21 protein-coding genes are annotated in these 22000 nt (G+C 41.4%); 9 read left to right on the top strand and 12 right to left on the bottom strand.

Translation table 11 applies throughout. From position 1 onward, the window contains the following. Positions 1 to 79: 79 nt before the first annotated feature. The 3 genes from ald (at position 80) to IHV12_RS06315 (ending at position 3700) form a co-directional block, all read left to right on the top strand. On the top strand, positions 80 to 1210 hold the full coding sequence (gene ald, locus IHV12_RS06305) for an alanine dehydrogenase (RefSeq protein WP_197132978.1): 1131 nt from the start codon (positions 80 to 82) through the stop codon (positions 1208 to 1210). Positions 1211 to 1581: 371 nt separating this feature from the next. Further along, positions 1582 to 2946: an alkaline phosphatase gene (locus IHV12_RS06310; RefSeq protein ID WP_197190237.1), complete on the top strand. Its 1365-nt coding sequence runs from the start codon at positions 1582 to 1584 to the stop codon at positions 2944 to 2946. Between the two features lie 79 nt (positions 2947 to 3025). After that, on the top strand, positions 3026 to 3700 hold the full coding sequence (locus IHV12_RS06315) for a DUF4352 domain-containing protein (RefSeq protein ID WP_197190238.1): 675 nt from the start codon (positions 3026 to 3028) through the stop codon (positions 3698 to 3700). Between the two features lie 89 nt (positions 3701 to 3789). On the opposite strand, the gene opuFB is transcribed toward IHV12_RS06315, so the two are convergent. Continuing rightward, a complete protein-coding gene (gene opuFB, locus IHV12_RS06320; protein WP_197190239.1) occupies positions 3790 to 5304 on the bottom strand; it encodes an osmoprotectant update ABC transporter permease/substrate-binding subunit OpuFB in 1515 nt (504 codons plus the stop codon). Continuing rightward, positions 5297 to 6268, bottom strand: a complete 972-nt coding sequence (locus IHV12_RS06325) for an ABC transporter ATP-binding protein (RefSeq protein ID WP_197190240.1) — start codon at positions 6266 to 6268, stop codon at positions 5297 to 5299. Before IHV12_RS06325 ends, opuFB begins: the two co-directional genes overlap by 8 nt. A 237-nt stretch (positions 6269 to 6505) precedes the next feature. Between IHV12_RS06325 and IHV12_RS06330 the strand changes: the two genes are divergently transcribed. Further along, positions 6506 to 7204 (top strand): queuosine precursor transporter, encoded by a 699-nt coding sequence (locus IHV12_RS06330; protein ID WP_197190241.1) that lies wholly within the window; start codon positions 6506 to 6508, stop codon positions 7202 to 7204. Between the two features lie 239 nt (positions 7205 to 7443). Continuing rightward, positions 7444 to 8274 carry a glycerophosphodiester phosphodiesterase gene (locus IHV12_RS06335; RefSeq protein ID WP_197190242.1) on the top strand — a complete coding sequence of 277 codons (831 nt, stop codon included), beginning with the start codon at positions 7444 to 7446 and terminating at the stop codon, positions 8272 to 8274. A 62-nt stretch (positions 8275 to 8336) separates the two neighbouring features. Here the strand turns inward: IHV12_RS06335 and IHV12_RS06340 are convergent, their stop codons facing one another. After that, a complete protein-coding gene (locus IHV12_RS06340; protein ID WP_197190243.1) occupies positions 8337 to 8837 on the bottom strand; it encodes a hypothetical protein in 501 nt (166 codons plus the stop codon). Between the two features lie 93 nt (positions 8838 to 8930). Further along, entirely contained in the window at positions 8931 to 9425 is a 495-nt protein-coding gene (locus IHV12_RS06345; RefSeq protein ID WP_197190244.1) for a Crp/Fnr family transcriptional regulator, read from the bottom strand. 77 nt (positions 9426 to 9502) lie between these two features. Here IHV12_RS06345 and IHV12_RS06350 point away from each other — a divergent pair, with 77 nt between their 5' ends. Continuing rightward, positions 9503 to 10444: an AEC family transporter gene (locus IHV12_RS06350; RefSeq protein ID WP_197190245.1), complete on the top strand. Its 942-nt coding sequence runs from the start codon at positions 9503 to 9505 to the stop codon at positions 10442 to 10444. Here IHV12_RS06350 and IHV12_RS06355 read toward each other — a convergent pair. Next, complete coding sequence (locus IHV12_RS06355) at positions 10421 to 11386, bottom strand: YbgA family protein (RefSeq protein WP_197190246.1); 966 nt, start codon at positions 11384 to 11386, stop codon at positions 10421 to 10423. The genes IHV12_RS06350 and IHV12_RS06355 overlap by 24 nt on opposite strands. A 96-nt stretch (positions 11387 to 11482) precedes the next feature. On the opposite strand from IHV12_RS06355, the gene IHV12_RS06360 reads away from it, so the two are divergent. Further along, entirely contained in the window at positions 11483 to 11950 is a 468-nt protein-coding gene (locus tag IHV12_RS06360) for an NUDIX hydrolase (protein ID WP_137791224.1), read from the top strand. Here the strand turns inward: IHV12_RS06360 and IHV12_RS06365 are convergent, their stop codons facing one another. Continuing rightward, positions 11951 to 12850, bottom strand: a complete 900-nt coding sequence (locus tag IHV12_RS06365; RefSeq protein WP_197190247.1) for a GNAT family N-acetyltransferase — start codon at positions 12848 to 12850, stop codon at positions 11951 to 11953. It abuts the gene before it with no gap. Positions 12851 to 13569: 719 nt separating this feature from the next. Between IHV12_RS06365 and trhA the strand changes: the two genes are divergently transcribed. After that, a complete protein-coding gene (trhA, locus tag IHV12_RS06370) occupies positions 13570 to 14208 on the top strand; it encodes a PAQR family membrane homeostasis protein TrhA (protein WP_066399265.1) in 639 nt (212 codons plus the stop codon). Between the two features lie 35 nt (positions 14209 to 14243). Here trhA and IHV12_RS06375 read toward each other — a convergent pair whose 3' ends face one another. Beyond that, positions 14244 to 15506: an MFS transporter gene (locus IHV12_RS06375; RefSeq protein WP_197190248.1), complete on the bottom strand. Its 1263-nt coding sequence runs from the start codon at positions 15504 to 15506 to the stop codon at positions 14244 to 14246. Between the two features lie 66 nt (positions 15507 to 15572). Next, on the bottom strand, positions 15573 to 16175 hold the full coding sequence (locus tag IHV12_RS06380; protein WP_197190249.1) for a TetR/AcrR family transcriptional regulator: 603 nt from the start codon (positions 16173 to 16175) through the stop codon (positions 15573 to 15575). Between the two features lie 128 nt (positions 16176 to 16303). On the opposite strand from IHV12_RS06380, the gene IHV12_RS06385 reads away from it, so the two are divergent. Then, positions 16304 to 16747, top strand: coding sequence for an 8-oxo-dGTP diphosphatase (locus tag IHV12_RS06385; protein ID WP_370568775.1), 444 nt, complete (start codon positions 16304 to 16306; stop codon positions 16745 to 16747). 239 nt (positions 16748 to 16986) lie between these two features. On the opposite strand, the gene IHV12_RS06390 is transcribed toward IHV12_RS06385, so the two are convergent. The 4 genes from IHV12_RS06390 to IHV12_RS06405 all read right to left on the bottom strand — a co-directional run bounded on the left by IHV12_RS06390 (position 16987) and on the right by IHV12_RS06405 (position 21640). Beyond that, the gene (locus tag IHV12_RS06390) at positions 16987 to 18090 is read right to left on the bottom strand and encodes a M24 family metallopeptidase (RefSeq protein WP_197190251.1); all 1104 of its coding nucleotides are present in this window, start codon (positions 18088 to 18090) and stop codon (positions 16987 to 16989) included. Positions 18091 to 18406: 316 nt separating this feature from the next. Then, the gene (locus IHV12_RS06395; protein ID WP_197190252.1) at positions 18407 to 19789 is read right to left on the bottom strand and encodes a glycine--tRNA ligase; all 1383 of its coding nucleotides are present in this window, start codon (positions 19787 to 19789) and stop codon (positions 18407 to 18409) included. A 338-nt stretch (positions 19790 to 20127) separates the two neighbouring features. Next, a complete protein-coding gene (locus tag IHV12_RS06400; RefSeq protein WP_197190253.1) occupies positions 20128 to 21084 on the bottom strand; it encodes an aminoimidazole riboside kinase in 957 nt (318 codons plus the stop codon). A gap of 58 nt (positions 21085 to 21142) precedes the next feature. Next, complete coding sequence (locus IHV12_RS06405) at positions 21143 to 21640, bottom strand: PTS sugar transporter subunit IIA (RefSeq protein ID WP_197132936.1); 498 nt, start codon at positions 21638 to 21640, stop codon at positions 21143 to 21145. Positions 21641 to 22000 lie beyond the last annotated feature (360 nt).

Consider the following 22000-nt stretch of genomic DNA (forward strand, 5'->3'; position numbering starts at 1 on the left):
AAGCTCAATCCCTCGAACTATACTGAAATCACAATTGAAAACGCACTCAAAGAGTTTACTTATATAGGAGGATTCACAAATGATTATTGGAGTTCCAGCAGAAATTAAAAATAATGAAAACCGCGTAGCGATTACGCCATCAGGTGTTATTACACTTACAGCAGCAGGCCACAAAGTACTTGTAGAAAATAACGCAGGTGTTGGCAGCGGATTTACGAACGAAGATTATGCAGCAGCAGGAGCTGAAATCGTAGCAGAAGCGCAAGACGCATGGGCAGCTGAAATGGTAATGAAGGTTAAAGAACCTTTAGCTTCTGAGTACAAATATTTCCGTTCAGACCTAATTCTTTTCACTTACTTACACTTAGCTGCTGAGCCAGCATTGGCAAAAGCATTAACAGATAGCGGCGTTACAGCAATCGCCTACGAAACTGTAGAGTTCAACCGTACACTTCCACTATTAACGCCAATGAGTGAAGTAGCAGGACGTATGTCTGCACAGATCGGTGCTCAGTTCCTTGAGAAGCCAAAAGGCGGAAAAGGTATCCTTCTTGCAGGTGTACCAGGAGTACGTCGCGGTAAAGTAACAATCATCGGTGGCGGTGTTGTAGGTACGAACGCAGCAAAAGTTGCGATTGGACTTGGTGCTGACGTTACGATCATCGACCTTAGCCCAGATCGTCTTCGTCAACTTGATGACATCTTCGGAAACAGCATCCAAACATTAATGTCTAATCCATTAAACATTGCACAAGCTGTAGCTGAATCTGATCTAGTGATCGGAGCTGTACTTATCCCAGGAGCGAAAGCACCTAAATTAGTAACAGAAGAAATGATCAAGTCCATGACTCCAGGATCTGTAGTTGTTGACGTAGCGATCGATCAAGGCGGTATCTTTGAAACGGTTGACCGCATCACAACACATGACAACCCAACATACGACAAGCACGGAGTTGTTCACTATGCAGTTGCAAACATGCCTGGTGCTGTGCCTCGTACGTCTACAATCGCACTTACGAACGTAACGGTTCCATATGCACTACAGATCGCTAACAAAGGTGCACAAGCAGCAATCGCTCAAAACCCATCTTTAAAAGCGGGTCTTAACACAGCTGGTGGATTCGTAACATACGAAGCAGTGGCAACTGACCTTGGTTATGACTACGTTTCAGCAGAAGTAGCATTAGAAAAAACAGTTCAAACTGTATAATGGATCGAATGAAAAGAAGCTAGGCTCAGAATGTTGAGTCTAGTTTCTTTTTTGTATATTCCTAGTGGACATATTCGGCATCTGCCCGTTCAAGGCAGACACTCCATTTTTTTACGAGGTAATCTCATTTTTATACGAGCTAAACAGCATTAATTCCGTACTAAGTAGAATTATATCCGTACATAAATTTTTTTATCCGATTTTCGACAAATCTTATCATACCCACTACTTTTTTACCCGCACAATCTGCAGACTACATAGCACCTTTTTCCCATACGTTTACACAATCTTAACATTCTCATAATCTTTTCAAAATATTATCGGAGTATAATTCCTCACTGTAAGACAACTGAAAACAACAGGAGGCAATTATGACTATTTCAAAAAAAGTACTATCTGTTGCAGTGGCAGGAACACTTGCCATTAGTGGTTTCGTTATAAATCAAGCATCTGCTGATGAAAAGCATAAGAAGAATGAGATAAGAAACGTGATCTTTTTAATCGGTGATGGTATGGGACCGACTTACACGACCGCATATCGTGCTTTTAAAGATAATCCAAAAACACCGATGATGGAAGAAACAAAATTCGATAACTATTTAGTGGGCATGCAATCCACATATTCACATGATAAGAAAGAAAGCGTAACAGATTCAGCCGCTGCTGCCACTTCAATGTCTGCAGGAATCAAAACGTATAACGGTGCTATTGCTGTTGATATGGAAAAACAAGATGTTAAAACCGTTCTAGAGCAAGCGAAACAAAATGGAAAGTCCACGGGATTAGTTGCAACTTCTCAAATCAACCATGCAACACCAGCAGCTTTCGGTGCACATGATGAGTCACGTGAAAATTACAACCAAATTGCTGATGATTATTATGATGATATGGTGAATGGGAAGCATAAAGTAGACGTTATTCTTGGTGGTGGTACTAGCTATTTTGATCGTAAAGACCGCAACATCACAGATGAATTTAAGAAAGACGGCTACTCTTATGTAACGAACAAGAATCAGATGCTGAAAGATGAAAATGAACAGGTTCTTGGATTGTTTGCTCCAAAAGAGCTTGATAAAAAAATCGATCGTCCACAAGAACAACCTTCTTTAAAAGAAATGACGAATTCTGCATTAGACCGCTTGAATAAGAATGACAAAGGTTTCTTCTTAATGGTAGAAGGAAGCCAGATCGACTGGGCTGGTCACGACAATGATGTAGTTGCCGGAATGAGCGAAATGGAAGACTTTGAACAAGCTTTCCAATCAGCCATTGAATTTGCTAAAAAGGACAAGCACACTCTTGTCATCACAACAGCTGACCACTCAACAGGTGGAATGACAATGGGCCGTGATGGAGATTACAAATGGGATCCATCTGCTATTAAAGCAGCGAAGAAAACGCCTGACTTCATCGCAAAACAAATCGCAAATGGAGCACCTGTAGAAGAGACTTTAAAGAAGTACATCGACCTTGAATTGACTTCAGAAGAAATTGAGTCCGTTAAAGCCGCTCAACAAAAAAGCGGTGATGTATTAGAAATCGATAACGCCATCGAAAAAATCTTTGATTTACGCACAGGAACTGGTTGGACAACAGACGGACATACCGGTGAAGATGTAAACGTCTATGCATACGGACCAGGAATGGAGAAATTCTCTGGCAAGATTGACAATACTGACACAGCTAAAGAGATTTTTTCGATCTTAGAAAAAAGTAAATTCTCTTTCGGAAAATAAATTTTGTACAATTAGGTCAATCTAACCAAAAAAGCATCCCGTTATTCAACGGGGTGCTTATCTTTTAGGAGGTGCTTCCATGCCTTTCAAAGGTTGGATCATGCTGTTTCTTTCAGCTTCGCTTGTAACGGGCTGCGCGTCAGAGGCGGACAAGAAAAAGGAAACCCACACAAACCATCAACAGAATGAATCAAATAAATCTGAAACGAAAAATCAGACAGAAAAACAAACCTATACCGATAGCTCTCAAGCTTCAGATGATACAAACTTAACGGAAATTAATAAAAAAGTGGAAGACCAAGATGGGTCCATAACGTTAAAGAAATATGCAAAAGTTAATAAACAACTGAAGTCTGATTCTATTGCGCTTACGATCGATGAAGTGAAAGTATTACACTATGCACCATCTGTAGATCTGATAGATTTCTTCCATGGCTACACTAAACAAGATGAGTTCCCTTATGTACGAGTAAACGTAAAAATTGAAAATAAAGGGAAGAAAAGTGTTCATTTCAATCCAATCGCTCAAATTGAAACCGATCAAGGGGAAACTGTCACGTGGAAAGAAGACTTTTATCTGGAGGAACTAAACGGAGAGATTAAACCCGGAGAAGAAAAGATGGGTAGCTTAGGATTTATACTAAACAAAACCAATGTTGAAAACCTAAAAACAATTACCATCACATCTAGTGAAGTGGTAGATGATCAGGAAAAAACTATCTCGAATCCTCTAATTCTCACTGTTGATTTATAAACGATAAAAACATCCATGCAGACAAGACTGCATGGATGTTTTATTTTCCGGGAAATTTTTGTCGAATCTTAATGGATGATGGTAGAAGCTTAAAGAAGTCCTTCCTTCTTCAAGAAATCTTCCGCTACTTTCTTAGGTGACTCTCCCCCAACATTCACTTTATAGTTCATCTCACGCATTTCATCATCTGTGATTTTTCCTGCAAGTTTATCTAAAGCTTTCTTTAACTCCGGGTGCTTCTCTACCGTTTCTTTACGAAGCATAGGTGCACCTTGATAAGGAGGAAACAGCTTTTTGTCATCTTCTAACACGGTAAGCTTATATTGACGCAGTTCGCTGTCTGTAGAATAGGCATCAACCACATCGATTTCACCTTTTTTCACCGCGTTATATCTTAGCTTCGGCTCCATCGTTCTCACATTCGCAAACTGAATATCGTATAGCTTTTGGATGCCTTTATAGCCATCTTCGCGATCCGAAAATTCTAACGTAAATCCGGCGTTCAGACTTTGGCTTACACTCTTTAAATCCGAAATCGTCTTTAAGTTGTACTCTTTCGCCAATTGTTCAGGAACAGCAAGCGCATACGTATTGTTATATGCCATCGGGCTTAACAATTGCATATCAAACTTACTTTCCATCCCGCTTCGAGCTTGTTCATATACTTTTTCGCTATCTGTACTTGATGCGTTCTCTTTTAAAAACTCTGCAATCGCTGTGCCTGTAAATTCTGGATAGATATCAATACTCCCAGATTTCAACGCATTAAACACAAAGGACGTTTTACCAAGTCCCGGCTTCAGCTCCACATTTAAATCGGTTTCTTCTTCAATTAAAAGTTTGTACATGTTGATTAAAATCTCAGGCTCAGAACCTAGCTTACCACCTATGACGATATCTTCTTGCCCGCCTTTCATCGCAAAAGGAACAAGTATAACTAAAAGAGCGGCTATCAAAAATGCGCTGACCGTTGTTAGCGCTCGTTTAAAAGAAAGAAGCTCTAATCTTCTGAGCAGAAAATCAAATAAAATCGCGAGCAATGCAGCTGGTACGGCACCAAGCACGATCAACATCGTGTTATTGCGGTCAATACCGAGCAAGATGATATCACCGAGTCCACCCGCTCCGATTAAAGCTGCAAGTGTTGCCGTTCCTATGATTAAGACCATGGACGTACGGATTCCGGCCATAATAACAGGCATCGCTAAAGGAAGTTCAACCTTCATCAACCGCTTTCTCGTGTTCATCCCCATCGCTCTCGCTGCTTCAATTAATGAAGAATCAACTTCTTTAATTCCTGTATATGTGTTTCTTAAAATCGGGAGCAGTGCGTAAACAACAAGTGCAATAATGGCCGGCACCTTACCGATCCCAAACAGCGGAATCAACAGACCTAGTAAAGCAAGTGACGGAATCGTCTGCAACACAGCAGTCACTCCGATAATCGGTTCAGCCACTCTTGGTTTTTTCGTTAGATAGATACCTAGAGGGATTGAAATAACCACGGCAAAGAGAAGTGCAATAAACGAAATCTGAATATGCTCGATCAGTGCACTTGCGAGTTCACCTTTTCGATCTTGAAATACTTGCAAGAAACTATTCATCTCTGCTACCTCTTTCCTGCAAGCGATCTGCAAGATATTGAATAACAGCTTGTCTGTTAAGTGTTCCTATGATTGCACCATGATCTTCAACCGTCACTTCATTTTCACGGGTTAAGATATCGAGCGCCTCTGTAATACTCGTTTTCACTGAAAGGGAAGGTAATTGATAATCCATTCCAATTTCATCTGCTTTCAATGGAATGATAAGCTTTCGAAGATCCATATTTTCAACAGAACTCATACTCTCTGTTCCTACGAAATTTCTTACAAAATCATCGGCAGGGTTTTCGAGCAGCTCGTCCGGCGTTCCCACTTGTACGATAGAACCTTCATTCATCACACAAATCCTGTCTCCCAGTTTCAAAGCTTCCTTCATGTCATGAGTCACGAAAACAATGGTCTTCTTAATATTTCTTTGAAGATTAAAAAGATCTTCTTGCAGCTTTTCTCTGCTGATCGGATCTAGAGCGCTAAAAGGCTCATCCATTAAAATAATGTTAGGATCTGCAGCTAACGCTCGTACGACACCTACCCGCTGTTGTTGCCCACCAGAGAGTTCATTAGGCTTGCGGTCTCGATACGTTTCAGGATTTAAGCCGACCATATCAAGAAGCTCATCCACTCTTTTACGAATTCTTTCTTTGTCCCATCCTTTTAGCTCGGGAACGATGCTAATATTCTCTAGAATTGTCATGTGAGGAAATAAAGCGATCTGCTGCAGCACATACCCGATATTCCAACGTAGTTCATCAATATTGTAATCACTGATTCTCTTGTTATCGATGGAAATCGTGCCTTTAGTCAGGCTGATCAGTCTATTGATCATCTTAAGCATCGTTGTTTTTCCACATCCGCTCGGACCGATTACAATGAAAAATTCTCCTGGCTGTATCGTTAAATTCAGATCGCGAACCGCGGACGTTCCATCCCCGTATTCTTTAGAAACATTATCAAAAGTTATCATACACCTGCTCCTTAGTGTGCTTTATCTATTACAAGCAGTATTTCCGTTTTTTCTGTAAACAATAATCAATCTACACTATGTATTGCACAAAGAAAGAGATTATAAACTACTCATGCGCTACATATTTATATGGTTTATTGATTAATTACAAAAACTGACTTATAATGGGGAACTGTTGTGTTAAACGTATTTCGCGGTTCGAAAACTCCCGCGTTATCAAAACTAGGAGGATTTTTTATGTTTAATTTTTATTTTGGTGTAGCATTTGCACTGGTTAATTTTATATTGTTTTTAACATGCTATAAGTGGTTCGGTCGAACAGGACTGTATGCTTGGATCGCTGCCGCTACGATTCTTGCAAACCTTCAGGTTGTAAAAACGATCGAGATGTTCGGGCTTGTTATGACTCTCGGTAATGTAATCTATGGAACCATCTATTTAGCAACGGATCTAATCAACGAGAAGTACGGGGAAAAAGAAGCAAAGAAAGCGGTATGGTTCGGTTTCTTCACACTCATTATGACGACGGTCATCATGCAGATGGTGCTCGTGTTCCAACCGCACGAAAGTGACATCTTCCAGCCACATCTTGAAGCCATCTTTGGATTTATGCCTCGACTTGTGATCGGTAGTCTGGCTGCTTACTTAATCAGTCAGTATCTAGATGTTAAACTTTTTGCAAAGTTGAAGGAAAGATTTTCACGCCCTGATCAACTTTGGATTCGTAATAACGGAAGTACGATGGTTAGCCAGCTGATCGACACGCTTATCTTTTGTACGATTGCGTTTGCTGGTGTGTTCTCATGGGATGTTTGGATTCAGATTTTCTTTACGACGTATGTAATCAAGTTTGTTGTGTCAGCGGCTTCTACGCCGTTTATCTATATTGCTAGAAGCTTCAACCATCCGGAAGACCTTCAGAAACCAGGCGTCTAAAATGCCTGGTTTTTTTTCTTTCCCTTTACAATAGCGACATCTCCTTCACCCCACCTTTACAGAACGGCCATTTGTTAAGATATCCCCTCATATAGACCTTATTTTCTTTAAAATACTAAGGAGGTTCTGACCATTCTTTCCCCATTTTCCTTTGTTAGCATAATGAATGTGATCTTGCTTGTTGCATGAGGCGGGCAGGTTCACGGACCATACAATACAATGATAAGGGGATGAATAACATGAGCATGAAGAAGACAGCAGTTGCGTCATTACTTTCAATGGGGATTATTGGTTCGATCTACAGTACTTCAACACTCGCTTACGACCCGTCTGATCGCGTCCAAACTGTCGCACACCGCGGAGCATCAGGGTATGCGCCAGAGAATACGATGGCCGCGTTCCATAAGGGCGTAGATATGAAGTCCGATTATATTGAAATTGATGTACAAGAAACTAAAGACGGTGAGCTCGTAGTTATTCATGACGTTACGTTAGATCGAACAACAAACGGAACGGGCTATGTAAAAGATCATACATTAGAAGAGATTCGTCAACTTGATGCTGGAAGCTACTTTGGGGAAGAATTTATAGGAGAGAAAGTTCCTACTTTTGAAGAAGTACTCGATGAGTTTCGCGGAAAAACTGGCATTCTGATTGAATTAAAAGCAACCTATTACTATCCCGAGATTGAAGAAAAAGTAGCTGCAGCCATAAAGGAACGAAACATGCATCTACCAGCTCATGATAAGATTATCATTCAATCATTTGAGTTTGGTTCTATGCAACAGATGGACAAGTTGCTTCCTAGAGTGCCTGTTGGTGTACTTACTTCCCGCGTCACAGATTTAAGCGAAGCAAAGCTCGATGAGTTTGCTACATATGCGGAATTTGTAAACCCTAGCAAAACGCTTGTTAATTCTTCAATCGTAGATGAAGTACATGAGCGTCATATGGGAATCATGGCTTGGACGGTTCGAAACAAGCAAGAAGTACAACCATTATTAAATGCAGGTGTTGATGGCATCATTACCGATTATCCAGACTATACGCCTAAGCATAAATCAAAATAAATGATTATAAAAAGTGTTGAGGCAACTAATTTTGTTGCCTCAACATTTTTTGTTATTGCAGTTTACTTATGCTTAGCCAAGACCTCATCCAACTTAGCGGATTTTTCACTTAGCTTATTATTAATTTTCTCATTAAGGCTCAACCACTGATTCATCTTCTCTAGCGCAAGCTTCTCATTATTTGCTCGTAAAGCTTCGTGCATCGCTTTTTTTGTTTCATGTGCTTGACTGTGCAGAGTCCTTAACTCTTGATGAATCTGTTTCATCTCCTGCCAGCCGGCTTTGTTCGCGCTTCGTTTTTCTTTTACTTTCTGCTCCCCAGCTTTTACATGCAGGTCGAAAAGCTGGTCTTTCTTTTTTACGATATCTTTTTGAATCTCTAACCGTTCAATCTTAAGCGCGTTTGCCTTATGAACCTGCTTCTCAAAATTTTTCATCTGCTTAAAGTGCTGACCTCTTTTATGAGCCTCCACTTGAACCTTTTCTTGATTTGCAGCCGACACCGTAACTGCACCACTCGTTAGTACGGAAAACGCAAGTGCAAGAGGGATAAACTTTTTCATCACACAATCACTCCTTTAACTTTTATACAGGTATCATTTGTTAAAGAAGCGAAAATCTTACGTTCATATGTATGTAAAATCTTTGACATTTCATTAAATCTTCTTAAGTGCCCGGTTGACCGTCTCTCGTCTTAAGCCAACAAACTGTCCGATTTCTTCTTGAGTCAGCACTTTTTCAATCTGAATATCAGGAAAATAATTCGCAAACCAGTTTTGAAGCTTTCTGATCTTTCCTTCTGGTGTCAAAGTAGACATCTGATTGATGCGCTGCTGCATCATCCTTAGTTTCGTTTCTAGCATTAGTGCCACTTCTTTGTACTTGTAAGGATCCTCTTCAAGTGAACGATACCATTGCTGGGGTTCGATCCGCGTGATCTCACTAGGTAATAGGGCGATCGCTGTTCCGTTATACTCATTTGGACTCGTTAATGAATGATGCGGAATCACTTCGCCTGGAACAATCAAATTAAGCAAGACTTGGCTTCCATCCTCATGAACACGAACAATTTTTAATAAACCGTTATCTAACCGAAACAATGGCCCTTCTTCTCCTTGCCTGAAAAGAATCTCGCCTTTTGCCATCAGCATGAATCATCCTCCTAACTGCGTTTGTATCACTTAATCTACACATCCTCCATATGCTTGTAGTAAGGAGGCTGAAAGAAATGAAACTTGCTCCTTTTATGCAAGAATTAACCCTATTGTACAGCATTGCTCTACTCGGTTATATCCTTCGAAAGAAAGAGATCTTGCCATCTGGCAGTGAACGCACACTTTCAGCACTTTTATTAAATGTAACGTTACCTGCATTGATCATCTTCGGAATGGATGTTTCCTTTTCCATCGAAAATTTAAAACAGTTCGGTTGGCTGTCCGTAATGTCTATATTCGTATTACTTATTTCCTCCCTCTTTTCTTGGTGGACGATTAGGAGATTGAAGATCGTAGACACACAGAAAAATGCCTTAGAAGGGATCATGATTTTTGGAAATCAAGGTTTTCTAGGCATTGCGGTCTGTTTTATATTATTTGGAAAAACAGGAGTGCTGTTTGCCACATTCTTTAACTTTGTCTATCTCTTGTGGATTTGGACATACGGCATCTATTTATTTGCTCGTCATTCCGAGACTCTGCCTTGGCGAAGCGTCTTTTTAAATCCGGGTGTGATTTCCACACTCGTTGGCTTAATCTTCATGCTCCTGCCAGGAACCCTTCCTAGTGCTTTATCCAACACTTTAGAAATGCTAGGAAAACCTACTGTTCCACTTTCGATGTTGTTGATCGGCGTTATTTTGGGAGCTTTACCGTTACAGCATTTAACGAGCTTTTTAAAAAGTTCACACTTATGGCTAGCCAGTTTTTACAAGCTGCTGCTTTTTCCTTTTCTATTACTTCCTTTTGTTTTCTTATCGTTGCCTCTTCCATTAATAGCAGTTGCCGTTATAACTGCCGGGATGCCCTCCGCTCCAAGCATCTCCATGTATGCAGAGCGTTATGGAGAGGATGCCTCTTTTGCGGCAGCGGGGGTTATGTTAAGTACGGTTCTTTCCTGTCTAACCATCCCCCTGTTGTATGCGCTCGTTTTAATAATCTCGTCCCTTGCCTGAGTCTGAGATCTCAAGCAGAATTTCAGGGTACGGTGCAAAGAACGTCTGACCGAGAATCTCACTGTCTTCAAAGCGTATAGCATGCGACTTTAAAATCGTAGCTACGCTTGAAAACGGTTCTTTTTTGTTCGCATACTTCTGAAGAAGCTCTTCAAAAAAGGCGATTTCTTTTGGAGATAGATGCGGCTGAAACCGTTTGAAGATCTCGTACGCCACTTTCCGGTTAGAATCGCTTCTTGCCGTACGATTAAACAATTTGTTCATCGCTTTAGCATACAGTTGTATCGTTCGTTCTTCTCCATTTTCCTGCTCTTTTTTTAAGATCCGGTTCATCACTTTTAACGTTGGGTTGCTATAGGCCATAAACAGAAACTGATTTTTCTCATGAAAGCTTTTAATCGCTTGAAGTCCCTGCGGCAGTATATTTCGAAAGGCAGCGAGCGTAAAAAGCTTCGTATAAAAACGATCACGAATCGTAAAATTATTTAACCGTCCTTCTTCTTCGATGGCTAAATGGGAATATAGCTCAGCGACTCTTCCTCCAAACAACCCGCTCGAATGCCCGATGGCAGGCCCTTTTTCAGTCGAGGCATACACCTTCACTTCTTTTAATCCACAAGAAGGAGAACGCGTCTTCAGAATAAATCCATCTGTATCAATAATTCCAGCCAAATAACCATCTGAAAAAGTACGCATCTCCTTCGTTATATCACGCTGCGTTGATGGCTGAAGAAGAAAATGATCTTCACCCTTTTTCACAATACGAATCGTTTCTCGTGGCGTACCAAGTCCGATTTCTACTTCTGGGCATACAGGAACAAAGTCTACATAATCCATCAGTTTTTTGATCACATCGTTATATATCACATCACCATTGTATCGGCATGCATCAAATTCAAGACATTTACTTACCACCACACGGGGTCTAGCGAAGGCTTCCATTCCAAAACTCCCCTCGATCTTTTTATTCAGTGTTCCACTTTTAGATGAATTATTAACATATTTTATGTAAAATGTTGGTTAGGAAGGAGCGATTTGATGGCTTACTATGAAGATCTTAGGAAATATGTAGGAACCGCACCACTCATCCTACCTGGCTCTGTTGTTATTATTGTGAATGAAAAGGATGAAATATTATTACAACATCGTACCGATGGCGGTTGGGGACTGCCCGGTGGTCTGATGGAACTTGGTGAAAGCTTTGAAGAAACGGCGATTCGTGAAGTGAAAGAAGAAACAGGACTCGACGTTGAAGGCTTGACCCAGCTTCATGTCTATTCTGGCCAAGATCATTATATTAAAAATGCAAACGGTGATGAACTGTATGCCGTAACCGCTGTATATACGGCTCATTCTGTAAGTGGCGAACTAACGATCGATCTCAATGAATCACATGATTTTCAATATTTTAAACATGATCAGCTTCCGAAAGACACGTTAGGCGGTGCACGAAAATACATAACAAACTATATACAAATGAAGAATCAGAACAAAGCTTACCGGTAATCAAGCCGGTCGCTCTGTTCTTCTTTCGTTAAATTTCAGTTCGATATAATCACATACTGGTTCATAACCGATATTTTGATAGATTTTATTAGAAGTAGGATTTGAGAGATCCGTATAAAGGGTGCAGAACGTAAATCCTTCACTCAACAGGTGATCGCTTAATGCAGCAACACAAGCGCTCGCATACCCTTTACCTCTAAGATTCTTTGGCGTATAGACCAAATTGATGGAGACACCTTTTACATTCGGCCTTGTCTTAGCAGCCATCGAAACCGGCTTCCCATCCTCTTCCCATATAAAAAGAAACTTGCTCTCCACCCGTGCTTTTGCATACTCTTCTGCTTCTGCCATCGTCATAATCAGCTTCGTTTCTTCTGTCATCTCTACGATCCAACGCGGCAAGAAAGCTAAGTCAGCTTTTGTTGCCATCCTTAAACGGCCGGCTCGGGCTGCAGGCTGGATAACAGAAGGAAGTGTGTAAAGACGCAGATCCATCAGCAATTTTTCTTCTAGATGATGAGCAGTCGTCCACTCGTGTGCAAACGCCTTTCCAACAGCTTTCGGTGACATGACTTTTTGCACATAATAGTCTTCTTGGAGCAAATAGCGAACCAAATGCGGGACAGCCGCAACACCATCTGATTCCTCTTTTTCTAAAAGTAATAAAGCGTAAGGCGGAATCAGCATGGCTGATAGCATGATCTTTCCATTCTGTTTAACGGTAGCAAGGAAAGGCTGCTCCCCCTCCCATACTTTGTCTTGAAAACGCAGGCAGTTACCAAGCATGATTCCTGCTCGATCTTCCTGACATAGCAGGAATTCCTCAACTTCACTATAAAAAGCCGGTATAGACGAATAACGCGTGACCTCCATAATCGTGACCCTCTCTTTATCTATCAAGTCTGTAATCTTATCTATTTCCTCTCCGTTGAGAAAGATTCCTTCTTTTTAGAGATTTATTATTAAAGGCTGTTTTCGTATTCATTGTCTCTTTTGAATGTAGTTGATTTCCGTTGCAGATGCTCGCTTTCCGCGGGGCAGGCGGTGAGCCACATTCGTACGTTTCCGAATAAGTGTCTCACCTGTCTAGTTGCAATGGCTAGCCCCTCGAGGTCAAAAGTTAAATGTTCAAGAAAGCAAATTGCGCCTTCATTGCCCATTCAACTTTTGCTGGTCGGAGCTGAACGAGCCATTTCCACTCTTCCGACTGCCCACCTGTCCCGCAGGAGGCTCGCATCTTTCACTACAATCAATAGTCGAAGAAGGAAATAAGAAATACTCATTAGCAATAATCTTTTAAAAAAAGCCTTCTTAAAAGAAATTGATGTCCATTTCCAGAGTACTTGCTTTCAGCCTAAACAACATTGGTGATCTTTCATTGTCTCATCCTATGCAAGTTGATTGTAGCGGAAGGTTGCCGACTCCTATGGGACGAGTGGACTGGTGGAGACTCCTAATGGCACGTAGTGGCAGGAGGCTCACCGTTCGCCCCATGGAAAGCGTGCAACCTGGAGCGGAAATCAACCACTCTCAAGTTAACAATTGTTTTATGTTCTTTAATTGGTTAAAGGAAGCCATTTTCTGATATACTGACCATAACGTAAAGGAAGGTGAACGAAATGAGTACACATGTATTTTCAAAACGCGAAGAGATAGCAAATGCCATCACACACGGACTCGGTGTCCTTCTTAGTGTAGCGGTTACTTCCATTCTGCTCGTGTTTGCCGTATGGAAAGGAACAGCGGTTCATATTGTTAGCTTCGCCGTATTCGGAGGAACGATGCTGACGCTCTATTCAGCTTCAACCCTCGTACACGCTTTTCCTAAAGGACGGGTTAAGGATTTATTTGAGATCATGGATCACGCTGCCATCTATCTCTTTATTGCAGGAACGTATACCCCAATCGTGCTGATCGTCGTAGGCGGAGCACTGGGCTGGACATTATTTGGAGTCGTTTGGGGACTCGCAATCTTTGGTGTCGTGTTTAAAGTCTTTTTTACGAAAAAGTTCGTTGTGTTATCAACATTAGGTTATGTAGCGATGGGATGGCTGATCACATTCGCCTTTCAAGATATTTCGGCAAACATGCCACCAGCGGGCATCCAACTCCTCGTTGCAGGCGGAATCATCTACACGCTCGGCAGTATCTTTTATGTATGGCGCAGCTTTCCGTTCCACCACGCCGTCTGGCATTTGTTTGTTCTAGCCGGTAGTGTGATGCATTTTCTTATGATGTTTTATGTGTTGCCTAACTAAATTTTGAAAGAAGCAGATATGTTCTGCTTCTTTTTTTATGCTGTAGTTTTTACAATCTTTGTTTCTTCTACCTCTTCAAAACGGAATAAAAAGTGATAAATGATTAAACTTGTAACACCCATCAAACTAAACAGCAAAGTGATCGTGTTTGCTGAAAGAAATCCGCTAATCATGACGAATAGTGCGGCAATCATTCCAGACAGGTGAAACGACAAGCCGTATATCGCCATGTACGACCCACGAGCATCATCTGGTATGATTGATGCCACATAAGCTTGCTTAGCTGGAATATGAATCAGTTCACCAACAGATGCAATAAACATCGCTATGATTAAAACAATGGGACTCGTGCTATAGCTGATTACAACAAACCCTAAAGCGTAGGCAAACCCTCCTCCGAGCATTAAAGAACGGTCTTTGAAACGCTTAAATATAGCGGCTATAACAAGACTTAATACGACGACTAAGATCGTGTTCTCTGCTTTTAGTAAACCAATCAATTGAAATCCATCTACTTCAAAAAATGATGTGAAAGGTAGTAATGGCACTTGATCCTGTATATCGCTTACAAGTTTGATACCGATATATGTGGTCAAGCTCTCCTCTAACGAGATAAGAAACAACCCTGCTACCGTAAAGAAGATAAATTTTCGGTTCAAAAAAATGTTTTTATAGCCTCCCTGAAAACTTTTTGTTACGTTGGTATCCTGAGTCACAGCGCTCGGCAGCCGCACATCTTCAAGCCATAACCATGTCACGACCCACGTAATAAAAGTAACCAACGCGATTCCTAAAAATAACTCATATGGATAGGTTTTAAATAGGATAGCCCCAGTTACTCCACCTGCAGCAACCGCCAAATTCCCAAGCCAATAAGAGATCGTATAAATCGCTTTTCTATTTTCCTTCGTACTTGAATCAATAATGATCGCACCATACGCAGGGCCAGCCATACCTGTAAAAAAAAGAATAACGATGAACAGGACGAAGTTCACATATGGAGAAAGAGGAAAGAACAGATTGAGAGCTCCAGCAATCAAGTAACCGAGGCCGATCATGCTCTCACTTAGTAAAATAATTCTCTTTCTACCGAATTGATCCGAACGCCTCCCACCAATCAACGCTCCTGTTATTCCAGATAAAATAACCCCGATATACATCAAACCCGTTGAAAACGCCCCTACCTGATCAGAAAAAAAGATTGCTAGAAATGGGATTACGGTTGAAGAAGCAAATGTTGTAATAAATTGGAGCACAAGCCTTAGCTGAATGTTGCGATGAAAGGTAAAGAAATTCATGTTTATCTCTCCTTTTACGATTGATTAATCAATCATCATTAAGATAAAAAGTAACCGAAACACCTTTTAGCGTTTCGGATATAACAGTTGGAAAGCTGGAATCTTAAACTTTTCTCTAACTCGAGATACGGCATAGTCTGTAAACGTCAATCTAATACCTAATAAAAAGCCAAGATAAGCTGTCGCGGTTAAGTCTTCATCAGATTTTTCTAGAACTCCGTTTTCTTGACCATTACGTATGATCTCTTGAAGTTTTAAAATAAATTCCAGACTAAATTCGTCCAGAACTTTAAACGGTTCAGGAAATTTCGTATGCTGTCCGATTACTTGCACGACCAGCTGCAGATAGGTACGCATCTCGATAAATATAGTAATATGTTTGTCTATCATGCTCATAATCTCAGCTAAAAGATCTTCAGCATCCGGATTAAAATCTAACATCGCATCTCTGTATTGTTTTTCTAAAGGCTCAGTAACCGCATGATAAAATAGCTGATCCTTATTTTCAAAGTATGTAAATACACTTCCAAAACTAACACCTGCAGCTTTTGCTACCTTCGCAATGGTCGTGCTCTCATACCCTTGCTCTGCAAACAAAAGAATCGCCTGCTCTAAAATCTTTTCACGCTTTTGTTCCATCGCTTTCAGTTGTTTATGTGATAAAGGCAATTGAGAAATCTCCTTTTTTTACAGATGATTGGTTAATCAATCATTATTATAGAGTATATGTTAAAATAAGTAAAATGTTTTTTGGAGGATTGCGTGTGACTGCTTATATTGAACACCGACTATATACGATGTGCATGGTGCAAAACGGAGATAATGTGCTGTTGATCAAACGGCCAGACAATCGCGGCTTTCCTGGGTTTTTAGCCCCTGGTGGTAAAATAGATTTTCCTGAAAGCTTAGTAGAAGGTGCTTGTAGAGAAGTTGAAGAAGAAACAGGATTATGTGTTTCAAACTTAGTGTTCAAAGGGATTGATGAGTATGTAAATCCTCAAAAGAATGTGAGATATATGGTGTTCAACTATTGGACGGACACGTTTGATGGTGAAACTTTGTTAGATCCACCAGAAGGCGAATTGGTTTGGGTCTCAATGAACGAAGCATTAGATCTTCCCATGCAAGACTGGTTTAAAGAGAGGTTTCCGTTGTTTTTTGAAGAAGGTACTTTTGAGATTCAACGTGTGTGGGATGCAAAAAGAGAGCAACAAGAAAAAGTTAAGATCAGGATTACATAATTAAAAGAGAATTTACAGCCGATGCATCTGCTGAAATTAGCAACTCGCGGAAAAAAAGGGAAAACTCGCGGGATTCTGTTTTAAACTCGCGGAATTAAATCATTTTCTCGCGGGATTCTTAAGCAAATTTCAGGGATTATTATATGTTGCACCAAAAAATATAAACTTATCACTTCGTCTCACGCCCCATGCAAAGAAAAAGGATGGCTAAATTACTTTTAGCCATCCTTTAATCAATATTATTTAATAATCTGCAGCTCTTTTGGATATTTCGTCAATGTTTCGTGTCCATCTGCCGTTACATAGACGTCGTCCTCAATACGTACGCCGCCAACATCATCAATATAGATGCCTGGTTCGATCGTATACGTCATTCCTTCACGAAGTACGCCATCATTGTTGTCACTCATGGATGGGAATTCGTGAACATCGATTCCAAGACCGTGTCCGATACGGTGCGGGAAGTTGTCGCCATAACCTGCTTCTGTGATGTGGTTACGTGCGATCACATCAAGATCACCGATGCGCGTTCCAGGCTTAGAAGCTTCTAACGCCTTCAATTGTGCCTGAAGCACCGTATCATAGATCTCGCGACGCTTTTCATCTAGATCACCGAACGCTACAGTACGCGTGATGTCAGAACAATAACCGTCAAGGACTACACCAAGGTCGAATAAAACAAAATCGCCGTGCTGAAGTTTTCTCAAGCCTGGCTTTCCATGAGGCTGTCCAGCTTTTTCACCGAATAACACCATTGTAGAAAACGACATCGCACTGATGCCTTTTTGCTTCAGTTCGTATTCAATCTTCGCGAGTACTTCCATCTCTGTTACACCCTCACGAAGTGCTGCAACTCCTACCTCAACCCCATAGTCTGCAAGTCTAGCCGCTTCACGCAACGTCTTTAACTCGCTTTCTTCTTTTATGAGACGAAGCTCGTTCATCAACTCTTCAGCTCCGACCAAGCTCGCACCATCAAACATGCCAAGTAGCTTCTCGCCACGTGCGTAAGGAAGAGTTTCTTTTTCAACTGCAATCGATGACGCTGCAGTCACCCCACGGTTAGCCAACGCTTCTTGTACCTTCGCCCAAGGATCTTCAGAATCGCTGTAACCAACAATCTCATACGTCCAGCCTGCGTCTTTCGCTTGCGAACGCTCCATGCCTGGACAGATCATGAACGGCTCTCCTTCTGCAAGTACAGCCACACCTAACACACGTTCATGCGGATCCGAATACAATCCTGATAGATAGAACACGTTTGCTGTCGTGTGAATGAACGCGAAAGTATGCCCTTCTTGCTTTAGCCAGTTTTGTACCTTTTGAATACGTCCTTCGTTCATGTATATACCTCCAATAAAAGCCCGAGGGCTATAAATTAATCTCTCATACTCTATTGTAGAATAAACTCCCGTGAAAAAACAGAAGCACACACTGCAAGTAGCAAATGTGTGCTTTTTATTAAGCTTTCTGATCTTGAATCTTCATTGAAAAGTTGATTGTAGTGTAAGGTGCGAGACTCCTGGGGGATCAGCGGGACAGGTGAGACACCTAATGGCGCAAGGCGCCGAGGTGGCTCACCGCACGCCCCCCGGAAAGGGAGCACCTGAAACGGAAATCAACTACTCAGAAAAACATCTCTGAATCACAAGCTTTTAATTAAAACTGAACTTTTTCCTCAATAAAGCTCTTAAGATCTGCAATCTTCACACGCGTTTGTTCCATCGTGTCACGGTCACGTACGGTTACCATGCCGTCTTCTTTAGAATCAAAGTCATATGTGATACAGAAAGGAGTTCCTACTTCATCTTGACGACGGTAACGTTTACCGATCGAACCTGTTTCGTCATAGTCCACATTGAAGTCTTTTGCAAGTGAGCTGAACACTTCTGTTGCTTCCTCAGATAGCTTCTTAGATAGTGGCAGGATCGCTGCTTTATAAGGAGCTAATGCAGGGTGCAAGTGCATAACCGTTCTTGAAGTACCATCTTCAAGCTGCTCATCTTCATACGCATCAATCAAGAACGCCAACGTTACGCGGTCAGCACCTAGAGAAGGCTCGATGCAATAAGGAACATAACGCTCGTTTGTTTCTTGGTCGATATAGTTGAAGTCTTCACCTGAGAATTCCATGTGACGCTTCAAATCGAAGTCTGTACGAGAGGCAACACCCCAAAGCTCGCCCCAGCCGAACGGGAACTTGTATTCAAAGTCAGTTGTAGCATTAGAGTAGTGAGAAAGCTCATCTTCGTTATGGTCGCGAAGACGAAGATTTTCAGAAGTCATACCCAATGATTTTAGCCAGTTTTCAGCTGTGTCTTTCCAATAGTTGAACCACTCGATCTCACTTCCTGGCTTACAGAAGAACTCAAGCTCCATCTGTTCGAACTCACGTGTACGGAACGTGAAGTTACCAGGTGTGATCTCGTTACGGAAACTCTTACCGATCTGTGCGATACCGAACGGCAATTTTTTACGCATCGTGCGCTGAACATTCTTAAAGTTAACGAAGATCCCTTGTGCCGTTTCCGGACGCATGTAGATTTCGTTTGAACTTGATTCCGTTACACCTTGGTGTGTTTTGAACATCAGGTTGAACTGACGGATGCTTGTGAAGTCATGGCTTCCACACTCCGGACAAGCGATATTGTATTCTTTCACTAACTCTTCCATCTTTTCAAACGGAAGGCCGTCTACGATAATTTCTTTTCCAGCTTGATCAGCAGCATCTTCGATCAGTTTATCTGCACGGTGGCGCGCCTTACAGCTCTTACAGTCCATCATCGGGTCGTTGAAGTTTCCGATGTGACCTGATGCTTCCCACGTACGAGGGTTCATGAGGATGGCTGCATCAAGACCTACGTTGTAAGGTGATTCTTGAACGAATTTTTTCCACCATGCTTTTTTTACGTTGTTTTTAAGCTCAACACCTAGCGGGCCATAATCCCACGTGTTCGCAAGACCCCCGTAGATTTCAGATCCCGGAAATACAAAACCGCGGTGTTTCGCATGATTTGTGATGGTTTCCATGTTTTTTGTCATTTTTATTCCTCCCATTTAGGTTTTGCCTTATGGGTCGGCCGTTTTCTAAAAAATAAAAAACTCCCGTCCCAAGGCGCTATGCCCAGGGACGAGAGTTGTATCTCCCGCGGTTCCACCCTAGTTGATCCGTATGTAAAAACGAATCCTCTTTTCAAAAAGCAACTCCGGATTGCCGTTTCACTAATGTCTCTTACCGGGCTCTCACCATCCCCAGCTCGCTAAAAAGAGTGTACATTTAGCTACTATTCATCCTTCACAGCTGCATATCATCTTTTATAATAAAATAATATTACCAAAAAACAAAAACATTAGTCAAAATATTTTCCTATTATATGCAGTTATTGTTTATTTTGTGCAAGTTCATTCTCAATTTGCTCTAAAGTAGGCAGTGCGGTCATCGCTCCTTTAACAGAAACAGCAAGTGCTCCAGATACGCTTCCGAATAGTGCCATGTCACTTGCTTCATCGAGTGTTAGGTCTTGGAGTGAGCCATCGTATTCATTTAGTTGATGAAGAACACCCGCAACATAAGCGTCACCTGCTCCGGTTGTATCTACCGAAGAGACACGCTTTGCCGGAATATATTCACCGCCCTCTTTTGTCACCACATAGCTTCCGTCATCACCTAGCGTGATGAAGAGTAAGGGAATATCATATTCTTGAAGAACTTTAATGCCTTCTTCGACCTTTTTTAATCCTGTGATAAATTCGAGTTCTTCTTCAGAGATCTTAACGATGTCAGCATGCTTTAGCATAGAAAGAATTGTTTCACGAGCTTGCGCTGGTGTTTTCCAGAGCGACAACCGCAAGTTTGGATCGTACGAAACCCACATGCCGTTTTCTTTTGCAAGCCTTACCGCTTTTTCAGTAGCGCTTTTGGAAGGCTCACCAATCAACGAAATCGAACCAAAATGAAGAATTTTATGCTCTTTAAAGAGACTCGGTTGTACATCTTTTTCTTCTAAGAATCGGTCTGCGCTCGGATTAATATAAAAGTCGAACGATCTTTCACCGTTTGGATCGAGCGTCACAAAAACGGCTCCTGTTCGCACTTCTTCCGTCTTGTACACATGAAACGCGTTCACGCCATAACTCTTTAATGTATCAATCATGAACGATCCTAGCACATCATCTCCCACTTTTCCTAAAAAAGTAGATGCTGACCCTAATCGCGCAACCCCAACAGCTACATTGGCAGGTGCTCCACCAGGACTTTTTTGGTAAGTCGTGTTCGTTTCATCCGTTGGAATAAAATCAACAAGTGCTTCTCCTAAAGAAATTACGCCTTTTTTCATCGTAGCCTCCCCCTTTTTATTGGAAAAAAATCAGGCATGGTTAGCCTGATTTCCTGATTTATTTCATTTTAACCTGCAATAATGAAGTTTCGCCTTTTGTTGCTTCAGATGCTGCACGCTTATCTAAAGATTCAACCGCATCACCATTTGTGATCACGATCGGCGTTACCGTGCTAGCCGCTTTTTCCTTAATCAAATCCAGGTCAAAGCTTAAAAGCTTGTCTCCCGCTTTTACTTTATCTCCTACGTTCACATGTCCTTCGAAACCTTCACCGTTCATGCTAACCGTCTCAAGACCAACGTGGATAAGGATTTCTGCTCCAGCTTCTGATTGGATGCCGATCGCATGCTTCGTGTGGAAGAACTGAACGATTTCTCCATCAACCGGAGAGACAACAACACCTTCTGTTGGTTCTATCGCAATCCCATCGCCCATCATCTTCTGAGCGAACGTCGGATCTGGCACCTCTTCAATGTTTACGATTTTTCCTGTTAATGGAGCGATTAGTGTTTCTTCTTTTTTAACTTCTTTTTTTCCAAATAGTTTATTGAACATTATTTTTCACTCACCTTTCAGTTTGCTTTACTTTTATAATTTACACCTGTCTCAATGCTTTAAAACATTTCAGCTTTATTTGGGCATTTTTCGTGTTGTACTTGAAGGTGGTTGATTTCCGTTCCAGGTTGCTCGCTTTCCGCGGGGCAGGCGGTGAGCCACATTTGTACGTTTCACTCTTAAGTGTCTCACCTGCCTACCTGTCCCGCAGGAGTCTCGCACCTTGCACTCCAATCAACTTATCAATGAGGTATAAAAATAACCCAAAAACAATCTTTTAGATACTTAATAACTGATACAAAGAAAGACCAAAGAGCAAGAAACAAGTTCAATGCTCTTCAGGTCTATTAAACAGGGTAA

The organism is Fictibacillus sp. 7GRE50 (assembly GCF_015903875.1).
GTDB lineage: Bacteria > Bacillota > Bacilli > Bacillales > Fictibacillaceae > Fictibacillus > Fictibacillus phosphorivorans.